Source organism: Acinetobacter sp. V89_7 (genome assembly GCF_029967895.1).
Lineage (GTDB): Bacteria > Pseudomonadota > Gammaproteobacteria > Pseudomonadales > Moraxellaceae > Acinetobacter > Acinetobacter soli.
This window is the reverse complement of the sequence record NZ_JASCAJ010000030.1, coordinates 288,923-303,645: the sequence shown is the minus strand read 5'-3', so window position 1 is coordinate 303,645 and position 14,723 is coordinate 288,923. Positions and strand designations below refer to the sequence as shown.

Annotated in this window: 13 protein-coding genes; 12 read left to right on the top strand and 1 reads right to left on the bottom strand. The window is 41.0% G+C overall.

Annotated features, from left to right (window positions below; genetic code table 11):
- The first annotated feature begins 62 nt into the window (after positions 1 to 62).
- The 7 genes from QLG00_RS11280 to QLG00_RS11250 all read left to right on the top strand — a co-directional run bounded on the left by QLG00_RS11280 (position 63) and on the right by QLG00_RS11250 (position 8,714).
- Complete coding sequence (locus QLG00_RS11280) at positions 63 to 1,592, top strand: CoA-acylating methylmalonate-semialdehyde dehydrogenase (RefSeq protein ID WP_282471007.1); 1,530 nt, start codon at positions 63 to 65, stop codon at positions 1,590 to 1,592.
- Positions 1,593 to 1,603: 11 nt separating this feature from the next.
- Positions 1,604 to 2,494 carry a 3-hydroxyisobutyrate dehydrogenase gene (gene mmsB / locus QLG00_RS11275; protein WP_282471006.1) on the top strand — a complete coding sequence of 297 codons (891 nt, stop codon included), beginning with the start codon at positions 1,604 to 1,606 and terminating at the stop codon, positions 2,492 to 2,494.
- An 85-nt stretch (positions 2,495 to 2,579) separates the two neighbouring features.
- Entirely contained in the window at positions 2,580 to 4,229 is a 1,650-nt protein-coding gene (locus tag QLG00_RS11270; RefSeq protein WP_282471005.1) for an AMP-binding protein, read from the top strand.
- Between the two features lie 45 nt (positions 4,230 to 4,274).
- On the top strand, positions 4,275 to 5,402 hold the full coding sequence (locus tag QLG00_RS11265) for an acyl-CoA dehydrogenase family protein (RefSeq protein WP_149931151.1): 1,128 nt from the start codon (positions 4,275 to 4,277) through the stop codon (positions 5,400 to 5,402).
- A 22-nt stretch (positions 5,403 to 5,424) separates the two neighbouring features.
- Positions 5,425 to 6,198 (top strand): enoyl-CoA hydratase, encoded by a 774-nt coding sequence (locus tag QLG00_RS11260; RefSeq protein ID WP_282471004.1) that lies wholly within the window; start codon positions 5,425 to 5,427, stop codon positions 6,196 to 6,198.
- 24 nt (positions 6,199 to 6,222) lie between these two features.
- Entirely contained in the window at positions 6,223 to 7,284 is a 1,062-nt protein-coding gene (locus tag QLG00_RS11255; RefSeq protein ID WP_282471003.1) for an enoyl-CoA hydratase/isomerase family protein, read from the top strand.
- Between the two features lie 77 nt (positions 7,285 to 7,361).
- Entirely contained in the window at positions 7,362 to 8,714 is a 1,353-nt protein-coding gene (locus tag QLG00_RS11250) for an MFS transporter (RefSeq protein WP_282471002.1), read from the top strand.
- Positions 8,715 to 8,831: 117 nt separating this feature from the next.
- Here QLG00_RS11250 and QLG00_RS11245 read toward each other — a convergent pair whose 3' ends face one another.
- On the bottom strand, positions 8,832 to 9,068 hold the full coding sequence (locus QLG00_RS11245) for a VF530 family protein (protein WP_003651786.1): 237 nt from the start codon (positions 9,066 to 9,068) through the stop codon (positions 8,832 to 8,834).
- 254 nt (positions 9,069 to 9,322) lie between these two features.
- On the opposite strand from QLG00_RS11245, the gene QLG00_RS11240 reads away from it, so the two are divergent.
- The 5 genes from QLG00_RS11240 to QLG00_RS11220 all read left to right on the top strand — a co-directional run bounded on the left by QLG00_RS11240 (position 9,323) and on the right by QLG00_RS11220 (position 14,677).
- Complete coding sequence (locus tag QLG00_RS11240) at positions 9,323 to 9,967, top strand: TetR/AcrR family transcriptional regulator (protein ID WP_004937485.1); 645 nt, start codon at positions 9,323 to 9,325, stop codon at positions 9,965 to 9,967.
- A gap of 81 nt (positions 9,968 to 10,048) precedes the next feature.
- Entirely contained in the window at positions 10,049 to 11,026 is a 978-nt protein-coding gene (locus QLG00_RS11235; protein WP_282471001.1) for an MDR family oxidoreductase, read from the top strand.
- A 344-nt stretch (positions 11,027 to 11,370) separates the two neighbouring features.
- Positions 11,371 to 12,225 carry a formate/nitrite transporter family protein gene (locus QLG00_RS11230; protein ID WP_282471000.1) on the top strand — a complete coding sequence of 285 codons (855 nt, stop codon included), beginning with the start codon at positions 11,371 to 11,373 and terminating at the stop codon, positions 12,223 to 12,225.
- Between the two features lie 152 nt (positions 12,226 to 12,377).
- Entirely contained in the window at positions 12,378 to 14,225 is a 1,848-nt protein-coding gene (locus tag QLG00_RS11225) for an ABC transporter ATP-binding protein (RefSeq protein ID WP_004937474.1), read from the top strand.
- A complete protein-coding gene (locus QLG00_RS11220; protein ID WP_004937471.1) occupies positions 14,225 to 14,677 on the top strand; it encodes a MaoC family dehydratase in 453 nt (150 codons plus the stop codon). The genes QLG00_RS11225 and QLG00_RS11220 overlap by 1 nt, the downstream gene beginning before the upstream one ends.
- Positions 14,678 to 14,723: the final 46 nt, after the last annotated feature.

The following is a 14,723-nucleotide window of genomic DNA, read 5'->3' as shown; positions in this document are numbered from 1 at the left end:
ATGCGTTAAAGAAGCCAGTAAAGGCGATTACAACGACAATAACAAACAAGCACGGAGCGATCATGAACGCGATTCATCATCCACAGCAAAGTACCGGATTCACCACAGCAAAACTACTGATCAATGGTGAATTTGTCGAGTCAACAACAAGCCATTGGCAAGATATTGTCAATCCAGCGACACAAGAAGTTTTAGGACGAGTGCCTTTTGCGACAGCCGAAGAAGTCAATGCTGCGATTGCTGCTGCACAAAATGCTTTGGCCAGTTGGCGCCAAACGCCTATTCAGGCACGTATGCGTATTATGCTCAAGCTGCAAGATCTGATTCGCAATAACTTAAAAAGTATTGCCCAAGTGTTGACAGCAGAACAAGGAAAAACTTTGGCCGATGCCGAAGGAGATATTCAGCGTGGTCTTGAAGTTGTCGAGCATGCTTGTTCGATTGGTACTTTGCAAATGGGAGAGTATATAGAGGGTGTTGCACGTGGTGTCGATACCTACACCGTACAGCAGCCGCTTGGTGTGTGTGCAGGGATTACACCATTTAATTTCCCCGCCATGATTCCACTATGGATGTTTCCAATGGCGATTGTGTGTGGAAATACCTTTGTTTTAAAGCCTTCAGAACAAGATCCGTTTTCGACCATGATGCTTGTAGAGCTGGCAATTGAAGCTGGTATTCCTGCTGGTGTACTGAATGTGGTGCATGGTGGTAAAGAAGTTGTCGATCTGCTGTGTACTCATCACGATATTAAAGCCATCTCTTTTGTGGGTTCGACTGCTGTAGGTGCACATGTCTATCAACTGGCTGGTCAGCATGGCAAACGTGTACAGTCGATGATGGGTGCAAAGAACCATGTTGTGGTCATGCCAGATGCCAATAAAGAACAAACATTAAATGCTTTAGTAGGTGCAGCGTTTGGTGCAGCAGGACAACGCTGTATGGCGCTTTCTGTGGCCATCATGGTAGGAGAAGCCCAGCATTGGGTTGACGAACTTGTCAATAAAGCTAAAACATTGAAAGTTAATGCCGGACATGAACCAAATACCGATGTGGGGCCAGTCATTTCTACCCGTGCTAAAGCGCGTGTGATTGATCTGATCAATAGTGGCGTTGAACAAGGCGCAAAACTGTTACTGGACGGGCGTGATGTGCAGGTGTCTGGATATGAGCAGGGTAATTTTGTTGGCCCAACGATTTTTAATCAAGTCACTACCGATATGCGAATTTATCAGGAAGAAGTATTTGGTCCTGTACTTGCCATTATGCATGTTGAAACGTTGGAACAGGCGATCGCACTGATCAATGCCAACCCTTTTGGTAATGGTGTTGGTCTCTTTACTCAAAATGGCCATACAGCGCGTATATTCCAACATCAGATTGATATCGGTCAGGTGGGAATTAATATTCCAATTCCTGTGCCAGTCCCTTTCTTCAGCTTTACCGGTTCACGTGGTTCAAAGCTTGGAGATTTAGGGCCTTACGGTAAACAGGCAGTACAGTTTTACACTCAAACCAAAACCATTACGAGCCGATGGTTTGAAGATGATCAAGAAACCAGTGGTGTAAATACAACAATTAGTTTGCGCTAAGGGGGAATAGTATGAAGATCGCATTTATTGGTTTGGGGAATATGGGCGGTGCCATGGCACAAAATCTGCTCAAATCAGGTCATCAAGTGTTTGGTTATGATTTAAGTCAAACAGCGCTAGATCATTTTGCAGCAGCGGGTGGCGTAGTCTGTGATCATCCGCAGGACGCTGCTCAGCATGCAGAAGTTGTAGTTACCATGTTGCCCGCAGCTAAACATGTTCGTGATGTTTATCTTGGTGAACACGGCATTTTGCAAGTACTTCAATCCGGTAGTCTATGTATCGACAGCAGTACGATCGATCCGCAAACAATTCAAGAGATTGCCGCCGCTGCTCAGGCTAAACAGATCCGAGTGTGTGATGCACCCGTATCAGGTGGTACCTTGGGCGCAAAAGATGGCACTTTGACTTTCATGATAGGTGCCGATGAAGCCACCTTTGAAGCGGTCAAGTTGCCTCTGAGCTGTATGGGTAAAAATCTAGTGCATTGTGGTGCTGTAGGAACGGGACAGGTCGCCAAAATCTGTAATAATCTGATTTTAGGCATTTCCATGACCGCCGTGGCAGAAGGGATGGCGCTCGGAGCAAAACTGGGTATGGATCCACAGGCGCTGGCCGGTGTGATCAATAGTTCAACTGGACGTTGCTGGAGCTCTGAAATCTATAATCCATGGCCAGATGTCTGCGCCAATGCGCCATCTTCACGTGGTTATACGGATGGTTTTGCCGCGCAACTGATGCTCAAAGATCTGGGCTTGGCAGTCAATGCCGCTCAACAGGCTGCACAACCTGTGGTGCTGGGTAGCATGGTACAACAACTTTATCAAAAGTTATGCCAAGACGGTCATGCTCATCTGGACTTTTCCAGCATTATGCATCAATACACCACGACACCCACTTAAAGCACACCATGATTCAATGAAGCAAGGATTCGCTTCATCAAAATAACTTGTCAGTAATAACGATAAACTCAGGCTGAGGTTGAATATGTTCGATTATCAAAAAACAATTGAAAATTTTAATTTAGAGACGGTAGCAAAGCAGTATCTATCTGGTTCTATGCAGGCTGTAAATGCGTGCTATGAATGCTGTGACCGGCATGCCGATTCCGACGCGATTGCTTTGTACTGGTATGCGAAAGATGGCCGTAAAGAACAATATAGCTTTCGTGAACTCAAAAAATACTCGACCCAATTTGCCAGCTTTTTAAAGTCACAGGGCGTGCGTAAAGGCGATCGAGTATCTGGTTTACTGCCAAGAACACCAGAGCTGATCATTACTATTTTAGCCACTTGGCGGATTGGCGCCGTATATCAGCCCTTATTTACCGCATTTGGACCCAAAGCAATTGAGCATCGCATCCAACTGGCGCAAAGCAAGTTGGTGGTAACAGATCTTACTAATCGTGAAAAATTGTCTGAGATCAGTAATTGTCCTCCGATTGTGACCGTGCAGGCAGAGTTGCACGCCCAAAATTATCCGCAAGATTTCGACTTCTGGCGTGAGTTAAATCGACAAACAGAAACCGTCGAACTTGAAATGTTGAGTATCAATGATCCATTTTTGCTCATGTTTACTTCAGGTACCACAGGGCCAGCTAAACCATTAAAAGTGCCGCTAAAAGCGCTGATCGCTTTTGGTGATTATATGAAAAATGCAATTGGCCTGAGCCAAGATGATATTTTTTGGAACATTGCAGATCCAGGTTGGGCCTATGGGTTGTATTACGCCATTACAGGGCCTTTATTGCTCGGGCACTCAACACTGTTTTTTGAAGGTGGTTTCAATGCCGAAAGTGTATGCGATGTTATTAATGAGTATGGCATCACCAATTTGGCGGGTGCCCCAACTGCCTATCGAATGATGATGGCAGCGGACCCATCACAAATGGCCCAGCTTCGCGGTAAGTTGCGTGTGGTAAGTAGTGCGGGAGAGCCTTTAAATCCAGAAGTGATTCGCTGGTTTAAAGAGGTATTAGATGTGCCGATTTATGATCATTATGGTCAAACTGAAGTCGGGATGGTGGTGTGTAACCATCATGCGCTAGCGCATCCCGTTCGTTCGGGTTCGGCAGGGTTTGCTAGCCCGGGTTATCGAATTGCGATTATAGATGAGCAGGGGAATGAACTAGCTACTGATGTTCCGGGTATTTTGGCAATTGATATCGCCCAGTCTCCAATGATGTGGTTTTCAGGCTACGAAGAAAGCCGAAAATCACCTTTTGTTGGACAATATTATTTAACAGGCGATACGGCTGAAATCCATGCCGATGGCAGTATGAGTTTTGTTGGCCGTAGCGATGATGTTATTACCACCTCAGGGTATCGGGTGGGGCCATTCGATGTCGAAAGTGCATTGCTTGAACACGACGCCGTGATTGAAGCAGCGGTAATTGGCGTACCTGATTTAGAGCGGACTGAAATTATTAAAGCATTTGTGATTTTGGCTCATCACCATACTGCATCAGCCGAATTACAACAGGAATTAAGCTTATTCGTCAAAAAACGGTTGTCTGCACATGCATATCCACGTTTGATTGAATTTGTAACTGAGCTTCCAAAAACGCCAAGTGGAAAAATTCAGCGTTTCTTGTTACGTAATCAAGAGTTGAATAAATCACATTCACAAACTGCCTAAATAGCCTAAGCAATATTAAAAATTTAAATTACAGGAAACTCTTGTATGCAATTTACGGAAGAACAGCAACTGATTCAAAACATGGCAAAAGATTTTGCTCAAGAACAGATCAAGCCATACGCAAGCGATTGGGACCAAAAAAGTATATTTCCTAAAAGTACACTAGCCCAAATGGGTGAATTGGGATTTTTAGGAATGCTTATTCCAGAACAATGGGGCGGCTCTGATACAGGCACGCTAGCGTATGTACTGGCTTTAGAAGAAATTGCAGCAGCGGACGGCGCAACGTCTACCATTATGAGTGTGCATAATTCGGTTGGTTGTGTACCGATTTATAAATTTGGAACAGAACAACAAAAGCAACAATATTTAAAGCCGTTGGCCCAAGGTGAAATGATCGGTGCGTTTGCCTTGACCGAACCACACACTGGTTCAGATGCTGCTGCAATTAAAACCCGTGCAATAAAAGACGGCGATCACTATGTGATTAATGGTGCCAAACAATTTATTACCTCTGGAAATAACGCCGGCGTAATTATTGTTTTTGCAGTAACCGATCCGGCAGCAGGCAAAAAGGGAATGAGTGCATTTTTGGTACCTCGCGATACCCCAGGTTATGAAGTGATACGAGTCGAAGAAAAATTAGGCTTACATGCGTCAGATACCTGTCAGATTGCTTTAACCGATGTGCGAATTCATGAAAGCTTAAGATTAGGGGCAGAAGGCGAAGGACTGAAAATTGCACTTGCCAATCTGGAAGGCGGTCGGATTGGTATTGCTGCACAAGCAGTCGGTTTGGCTAGAGCTGCCTTGGAAGAAGCCACACGCTATGCACATGAACGCGAAGCGTTTGGTAAAGCCATTATTGAGCAACAAGCCATTTCTTTCAGGCTCGCCAGTATGGCTACCGAGATTGAGGCGGCGCGCCAACTGGTTCATTTTGCTGCACGAAAAAAAGAAGCCGGTGAAAGCTGTTTAACAGAAGCTTCCATGGCCAAATTATTTGCATCGGAAATGGCTGAACGAGTTTGTTCTAAAGCCTTACAAATTTTTGGTGGCTATGGATATTTAAAGGATTTTCCAATAGAACGCATTTATCGTGATGCCCGAATTTGTCAGATTTATGAAGGGACAAGCGATATTCAGCGCTTGGTAATTGCACGCAGCTTATAACAAATAAAAAGGGATTTTTATCATGCAATGGCAAACGATTTTATTCGAAAAAAGAAATGGTGTCGGACTGATTACATTAAATCGGTCCAAGGCACTTAATGCACTCAATAACCAACTGATTATTGAAGTCAATCAAGCGCTGGATCAGCTTGAAAAAGACCCAATGATCGGATGTATCGTGATTACAGGTTCGGAAAAAGCCTTTGCTGCCGGTGCCGATATTAAAGAAATGGCCGATTTAACTTTTCCAGATATTTATCTCGATGATTTTTTTAGTCTGGCCGATCGAATTGCTCAGCGACGTAAGCCTCTTATTGCCGCAGTCAGTGGTTATGCCTTAGGCGGTGGTTGTGAGTTGGCACTGATGTGTGACTTTATTTACTGTGCCGATAATGCAAAATTTGGTCTGCCAGAAGTCACTTTAGGCGTATTGCCCGGTATTGGTGGTACTCAGCGCTTAACTCTGGCCATTGGCAAGGCCAAAGCCATGGAGATGTGTTTGACTGCACGGCAAATGGGCGCACAAGAGGCAGAGCAAAGCGGCTTGGTGGCGCGAGTATTTACCAGAGAAGAACTTTTACCACAAACCTTACAAGCGGCAGAAAAAATAGCTGAAAAATCTTTGCCAGCTCTGCTCATGATTAAAGAATCGATCAATCGAGCCTTTGAAGTCAGCTTGGCTGAAGGCTTACGTTTTGAACGGCGTGTTTTTCATTCCATTTTTGCCAGTAATGATCAAAAAGAAGGCATGCAGGCCTTTGTGGAAAAACGTCCTGCCAAATTTACCCATCAATAATAAATATTCGAATAGGAAAAAATAATGAATGATCATGACGATTTGGAAATTCGAAGCGAAGATGCTTTAGGCATTATAAGTTTAAACCGTAGTAGCCATTTAAATGCTTTAACTCTAGAGATGATTCGGGGTATTCAGGCGCAGCTCGATCAATGGAGAGAGGATTCGCAAGTACAAGCTGTGCTCATCAAATCCAATGCTGCGAAAGCATTTTGCGCAGGAGGTGATATACGCTATCTGTATGACAGTTATCAGGCTGGAAACACGCAATACCAAGATTTTTTTGCTACTGAATATACCATGCTCAGTACAATACGTAATTATTCAAAGCCTGTCATCGTCATGATGGATGGCTATGTGCTGGGTGGCGGCTTTGGGCTTGCTGAGGCCTGTCATATCAAAATTACCAGTGAAAAATCGCGTTTCGCTATGCCGGAAACGGCGATTGGCTTTTTCCCAGATGTTGGGGCGACTTATTTTCTATCCAGACTCGATGAAGCTGGTGTGTATATGGCGCTCACTGGAGCACAGATCAGTAGTAGTGATGCGTTATATCTGGATCTGGTGGATTATCATGTGCCAAGTGAGCATTTTGTCGCGTTAGAACACGCATTAAGTGTTGCACCCATTCTCAATCCGGTAGAAATCCGAACCATCATTAGCTCGTTTATCACTCATCCGCAAGAAAGTGAATTACAACAACATATCGATCTGATTAATCAGTATTTTTCTTATCCTGACATTAGTGAAATTGAGCAAGGCTTAGCTGATGCCAACGATACTCTTCATCAGGACTGGATCAAGAAAATGCAAGCGATTTTAGAGCAACGTCCTGAAATGGCAAAACAAATCAGTTTGAAGTTACAGCAGGTTGGTCAAAATCTTTCGCTTGAAAAATGTATGCAGTTAGAACGCGGCTTGCAGGATATCTGGTTACAGCAAGGAGATTTTATTGAAGGCGTAAGAGCATTGATTGTCGATAAAGACAAAAATCCGAAGTGGCAAACTGATAATACCGAATTTAAAAAAACACTGGAAAAATTCTGGCCAGTATGGAGTAAGCAACATAAAGATTCGCTTTGTTAAAAATAGATGGAATTTATTTTAAATAACAAAGCGAGTCACGGATGACACAGCTCAAAGAATAAGAGGGATAAATAACAATGAAACACGTACAAGAATCATCTACTCAAAGTAAAAAGCCTTCACATCGTCTGGCAGGCATATCGAGTATGGTGGGAACAACCATCGAATGGTATGACTTTTTCATTTACGGTGCTGCGGCTGCGTTAATTTTTAACAAACTGTTTTTTCCAAATCTAGATCCATTAATGGGAGTGATGGCTGCATTTGCCACTTATGCCGTCGGTTTTATTGGTCGACCTTTAGGAGGAATTGTATTTGGCCATTTTGGAGACAAAATTGGCCGTAAAGCGATGTTGTTAACTACCTTAATAATGATGGGTATTCCCACTGTGCTGATTGGTCTATTACCTACCTATGAAAGTATCGGTTACTGGGCAACAGTGTGTCTGGTGATATTGCGTTTTATTCAAGGTATGGCTATGGGAGGAGAGTGGGGTGGCGCAGTTTTAATGGCAGTTGAACACGCACCCGAAGGCGGCAAAGGATTTTGGGGAAGCTTACCTCAAGCCAGTGCAGGTGGTGGACTCATGCTTGCATCAATTGCTTTAGGACTGGTATCTATGCTACCAGAGGCTGCATTATTTAGTTGGGGCTGGAGAATCCCATTTCTGATAAGTATCGTTCTACTCGGTGTGGGTTGGTATATAAGAGTAAAAGTGCCCGAATCACCTGATTTTGAAAAAGTGAAGGAGCAGGCAAAAGAAATTAAAGTGCCGGCTTTGCAGGTTTTTAAAAATCATCCTAAAGAGCTTCTTACCATTATTTTTGCCCGCGCTGCTGAAAATGCATGGTTCTATATAGCTTCTACCTTCGCACTTGCCTATACCACCACTAAACTTGGCATTGCGCGTCAAGATATTCTATTTGCCACAATTTGTGGAGGTGGCTTGATTATGATAATGACTCCTTTATTTGGACATCTGTCTGATAAAGTAGGCCAAAGAAATATGTTTATGTCTGGCTTATTGGCACTCGCACTCTACTGTTATCCATTCTTTAGTATGTTGGATACCAAAGATCCTTTTCTGGTTTGGCTTGCAATTGTATTGGCCATTGGTGTGATTTTCCCACTCATGTACGCACCGCAATCTCAGTTATTTGCTCGACAATTTCCAACTGAAATCCGATACAGTGGTATTTCAATTTCTGTGCAGTTTGCTGGCGTCATTGGTGGAGGCTTAGCACCTTTAATTGCGACCAAACTTTTGAGTATAGGTGAGGGAAGTCCTCATTTAATTATTAACTATATTATAGGTATGGCAATATTTGCGATTTTCTGTACTTGCTTTATGAAGCGTGACAAGTTATCTATTCGTTCTACTAAAGCAACTATAAACAATACAACAAAAACTGACTTATCTCGACCTTAATACAAAACACGCACTATGTAGTTTTGAATGCTTAGCAACGTGAATGATGATTGTGGAGATTCACGTTGCTGAGACATTGTTACAAATAGATCAGTGAAGGCATTACAATTCTGATAGTTACGATTTCTGTTTGGCTTTTTGGCGTAAGACATACAAATATAAGCTTTCAACTTTTTCACGCGCCCATGGAGTAGTACGTAAAAATCGTAATGATGACTTAACACTTGGATCTATACAAAAACATCTAATTTCTATTTTACGACTCAAACCCTCAAAGCCACCATAGTAATCCAATAATTCATCCAGAATGTCAGCAAGTTTTTTGCCGTGTAGAGGGTCATTGGAGGCGTTCATAATAGATCAATCATGTTTGGGAAGGCTATTATTATAACCTGAGCGAATAGAAAAATGAGAGGTTTGAAATTTAAACGTAATTAACATAGAAAATTAGAGCTTCTCAAAAATGAGTTCATAAACTTATAGAGTTTTTGAGTACATTTACATAAAAATTAAGTTCTCCCAGAAAAGAAACAGATGCTATTTAGATAAAATTTCAATCAAATAATTTTATTGTTGATATTTCTAGTCACATAGTCTATTTTTATTTTATGAATTATTCTTCCTTACCCAAAAGACCACGTGGTCGACCAACCAAACACGGTTGTAACTATGCAGACACTAAAGAAGTGTTAATCCGCCGAGGTATCGAGTTACTAACCGAACGTGGAATGAATGCTATGAGCTTGGACGATCTCATGAAATCAGTCCAAGTTCCTAAAGGATCTTTCTATCATTATTTTGCAAATAAAGAAGCTTTTATTTTAGAAGTTCTAGATACTTATGAGCTTTATTTTGTGAAGCGGTTGAATAAGTTTTTAAGTCAAATTGATCTTTCGCCATTAGAAAGACTGCAAAATTTTGTAAAAGATGCCGGTGAAAAACTGGAAAAATATGATTTTAAACGAGGTTGTATTTTAGGTAACTTAGGACAAGAAGTTTCGTATTTGCCACCAGAGATCATCGCTCGAATTGAAAGTATCTTTAAGGTATGGGAGAAACTGGTTTCAGATTCTTTATATCGATCAAATTCACAATATAGCGTAACTGATTGTGATGAAGCTGCATATCAGTTTTGGATTGGGTGGGAAGGTGCAGTTCTAAGAGCACGTTTGGTCAAATCAACAAGTCCCTTAGATGCATTTTATCGCTTGTTTACTTTAGCTGTAAAACAACAAAATCATGTAAAAATTTAATTAAAAAATAAATGCAGACGTCTGTATTTATTTTTTAATTAATTCTAGACAAGCAGTCTAATTAAATAGAGAGGAAATTCTATGTACCAAGGTATCGTAATTAATAAAGATGATGCAGGTTACACATCAAAAATTACAGAGATTGCATCAAAGACTTTAGAAGAAGGAGAGGTTAGAGTTGAAGTTAAATATTCAACACTAAATTATAAAGATGCTTTAGCCATTACTGGGCGCTCTCCAGTAGTGCGTAGTTTTCCACTAACACCAGGGATAGATTTTTCAGGTGTTGTAATTGAATCAAAACATCCAGCATGGAAAAAAGGCGATGAAGCTCTATTAAATGGCTGGGGTGTTGGTGAAAAATATTCAGGCGGATTAGCTGAACAAGTGACTGTTTCAGGCGATTGGCTTATACAGAAACCTTCTGCTTTTTCTTTTAAAGATACCATGATTATTGGTACAGCAGGTTATACCGCAATGTTGTGTGTTATGGCTTTGCAAAAGCATGGTCTTAAACCAAGTGATGGGAAAATTTTAGTAACAGGTGCAAATGGTGGTGTCGGTAGTATTGCGATTATTATTTTGAACCATCTTGGTTATGAGATTACAGCTTCAACTGGTCGACCTCAAGAGTCAGAGTATTTAACCTATTTAGGTGCAAGTGAAATTATTGATCGCGCTGAATTATCTTCACAAGGAAAGCCATTAAACAAAGAAATTTGGGCTGGTGTAATTGATACTGTTGGAAGCCAACCTTTAGTCAATGCATGTGCTAGTACAAAATATCGTGGTGCGGTCGCTGCGTGTGGCTTGGCAGGTGGAATGGACTTTCCAGCGACAGTTGCTCCATTTATCCTGAGAGGGATTACCTTATATGGAATTGATAGTGTGATGGCACCAATTGAATTAAGAAAAGAAGCATGGGAACGCTTAGCTAAAGAATTAGATCAAACGAAATTGGAAACAGTAACGACTGAAATTCAGTTAACAGAAGCTTTAAATATTTCAAATGATATTTTAGATGGAAAAGTTCGAGGGAGAGTTGTTGTAAAACTATAATTCGAATTTATTTGTAGTTATAGATATATTAGTCTAAGGATTTCTGCATAACTCATATTATGTTCATTAGGATACTCAGCAACGTGAATCTCTACAATCATAATTCACGTTACTGAGCTGTGGCAACAAACAGGTTGTGTAGGCCACAGTCTTAGATATTCTATTTAACATAATATACATTATGCGAAATCATATGTATTTTATTATCCTAGAGTTTTCTGTGATCTATACGTTCTAATTTCCTCACGTAATTCCTTCTTTTTTGGTTTAATCTATAAATTGAAACGCTTCACAAATTGCGCTGACCAACTATAAGTATATGACTAAATACAAGGATGAAAAAAATGAGTGATGCTGAACGAAAACAAGTTAAAGCTGAAATGGAAATTGATCCTAAGCTAAGTTGGCAAGAAAAATTAGCCGTTGAGGAACAAGAAAAATTATCACCACGGCTGGTCTATGAAATTATCCGTCGTGATGGTGTTGAAGAATTGAGTCGTCCGTTAAATGCACTCATCTTCTCTGGTATCACAGCTGGATTAGTCATGAGTTTTTCCTTCGTGTTTAAAGCTGTAATTGGTTCTTATTTACCGGTAGATGCTGTTTGGAAAGATTTAGTCACGAATATTGGATATACCATCGGATTTATTATTGCAATTTTAGGACACATGCAACTTTTCACAGAGAATACCATCACAACTGTCATTCCGTTATTTAAACCCTTTAGCTTCGCAAAACTTAAAGCCGTGGGTCGGCTTTGGAGTATTGTTATTACTGCCAATGTGGTCGGAACTTTTTTATCGAGTCTATTTTTTCTCACAACAGCACTATTTACGCCTGAAGTAGATCATGTACTAAATGAGATTGCGCATCATGTTGCTTCATTTTCTGCTTGGGAAAACTTTCTTAAAGGTACAATGTCTGGTTTACTCATTGCTGCACTAGTTTGGATGTTACCTTCTGTTAACAATAAGATTTTATTGATTTTTTTATTAACCTATCTGATTGGTTTAGGTGATTTTACCCATGTAGTTGTTGGCTCTGTTGAAGTTGCGTATTTGGTTTGGCAAGGTCAGGTTTCTCTGAGTGAGTTTTGTTTTCAGTTCTTACTTCCAACCACGCTTGGTAATATTTTAGGTGGTACAGGTGTTTTCACCCTGTTAATTTATGGTCAAGTAAATGAAGAATTAGAGGAATAATAATTACTTACAATCTTAAATATCAATAAGTCAGCTTAAAATCATTAAATATTGTAATTTTAAAGTATGTATAACAATTTTAGCTGCTTATATCTAAAATAATCGATATTTCTTATAATAGTCTCATGTAACGCTAATATTTAGGAACATATATGCTGCAATGGTTTGAAAAACTCGTAGACCCCTATCCTACTCGTGGTTTAAACGAACCATTGCCTAGCAGTTTTTTTGCATTTATCTGGAAATCGACACAAGGCGTACGTCCTTTCCTATTTATTTTGATTTTGTGTACCGCCGGTGCCGCAACATTTGAAGCAATTTTATTTTCAAAAATTGGTCATCTGGTCGATTGGCTCAGTACCAGTACGCCAGGTAATTTTTTAGACCGGCACACTGAGAACCTGACTATTTTGGCCAGTGTTTTATTCGCCAATATCTTTTTTGTGTGTTTACAGTCGATTGTTAAACACCAAATTCTATACAGCAGCTTTCCTATGCGTTTGCGCTGGCAGTTTCATAATCTGTTACTTCAGCAAAGTATCGATTTTTTCCATAACGACTTTGCTGGTCGTTTGTCTGCCAAAGTGATGCAAACTGCATTGGCTATTCGTGAATTCTGGATGATTTTGGGTGATATGCTGGTTTATGTCACCATTTACTTTATTACCATCAGTGTAGTACTTGGGTCTATTTCACCAATTTTACTGATTCCTTTAGCGCTATGGTTAGGGCTTTTTATTTTGAGTGCATGGTACTTTATTCCGCGTTTATCTAAAGTATCTCAACAACAGGCGGATGCACGCGCAGTGATGACTGGCCGTGTAACCGATGCCTATACCAATATTCAAACGGTTAAACTATTTGCTCATGCGGGCCGTGAAAGCAAATACGCAAAACAGTCCATGGTCGAGTTTATGGAGACTGTATTTCGTCAGATGCGTTTGGGTACACAGTTTGAAATCAGTACCACGTTTTTAAGTGCAGTCTTGTTTATTGGTGTGATTGGAACAGCTGTCTGGCTATGGCTCAATGGTCAAGCTGCACTGGGTGTGATTGCTGCCACCACAGCCATGATTTTAAAACTCAACAGCATGTCTGAGTTTATGATGTGGCAAATGTCTATGCTATTTGAAAATGTAGGCACCATTCAAGATGGTATGCGTACTTTGGGTCGACCGGTAAGTATTCAAGACAAAGAAGATGCCAAACCATTACAGGTAAAATCAGGTGAAATTCGTTTTGAAAATGTCAGTTTTGCCTATTCAGATAAAAACGTGATCAGCCAATTTGATTTAACCATTCGTCCGGGTGAAAAAATTGGTGTGGTGGGCCGCTCTGGTGCGGGTAAATCGACTTTGATTCAATTATTACTGCATTTTTATGAGCTGAATCAAGGCCGAATCTTAATTGATGGCCAAGATATCAACGACGTTACTCAAGACAGCCTACGCGCCAACATAGCCCTAGTCACGCAAGATACTTCGTTACTGCATCGTACTGTTGCTGAAAATATTAAATACGGCAAGCCAGATGCTTCAGATGAAGAAATGTTCCATGCTGTTTCTAAAGCGCAAGCGGATGAATTTATTCCACAATTAAGTGACTTACGCGGCCGTCAGGGCTATGAGGCTTATGTCGGTGAACGTGGTGTTAAACTCTCTGGTGGACAGCGTCAGCGAATTGCAATTGCCCGTGTATTTTTAAAGGATGCACCGATTTTAATTCTAGATGAAGCCACGAGTGCTCTAGACTCGGAAGTTGAGGCAGCCATTCAATCGAGTTTAGATGCGCTCATGGAAGATAAAACAGTGATTGCAATTGCACATCGATTATCTACAATTGCCCAAATGGATCGTTTGATTGTTTTAGATCAAGGACATATTGTAGAGCAAGGAACCCACGACGAACTGATCGCCCAAAATGGTTTATACGCACATTTGTGGAAACGACAAACAGGTGGCTTCTTGGTCGATGAATTAGAAACAGAGGAAAAAGAATAATGTTGTATCTGGAAGATCTTAAAGTGGGTGATCGTTTTATTAGTCGTGATTATGAAATGACCCTTGAAGAAATCACACAATTTGCCCAGCTTTACGATCCTCAGCCCTTTCATCTCGATGAAAAAGCTGCACAGAAGCATCCAGTCTTTCAGGGGTTGGCAGCCAGTGGTTGGCACACCTCTGCGGTGGTGATGCGTTTATGGACTGAGTGCTTTCAGGTTGCAGGTGGTCTCATTGGCTCTGAAACCAGTTTGCGCTGGCCACGTCCTACGCGTGTGGGTGATCTGGTGCATGTCGAAGTTGAAATCGCCAGTATTACCCCTTCAAAATCCAAACCAGATCGTGGTATTGTGAGCTACATCACACAAGCACTTAATCAACATGGCGATGTATTACTCATTTCAACCACCAAAATTCTTGTCTTTAAACGAGATAATTCAGTCATTAGTTAAAATTTTGTCTGACAATTTTTATTTTTTAAAATAAGTTTCATGTAAC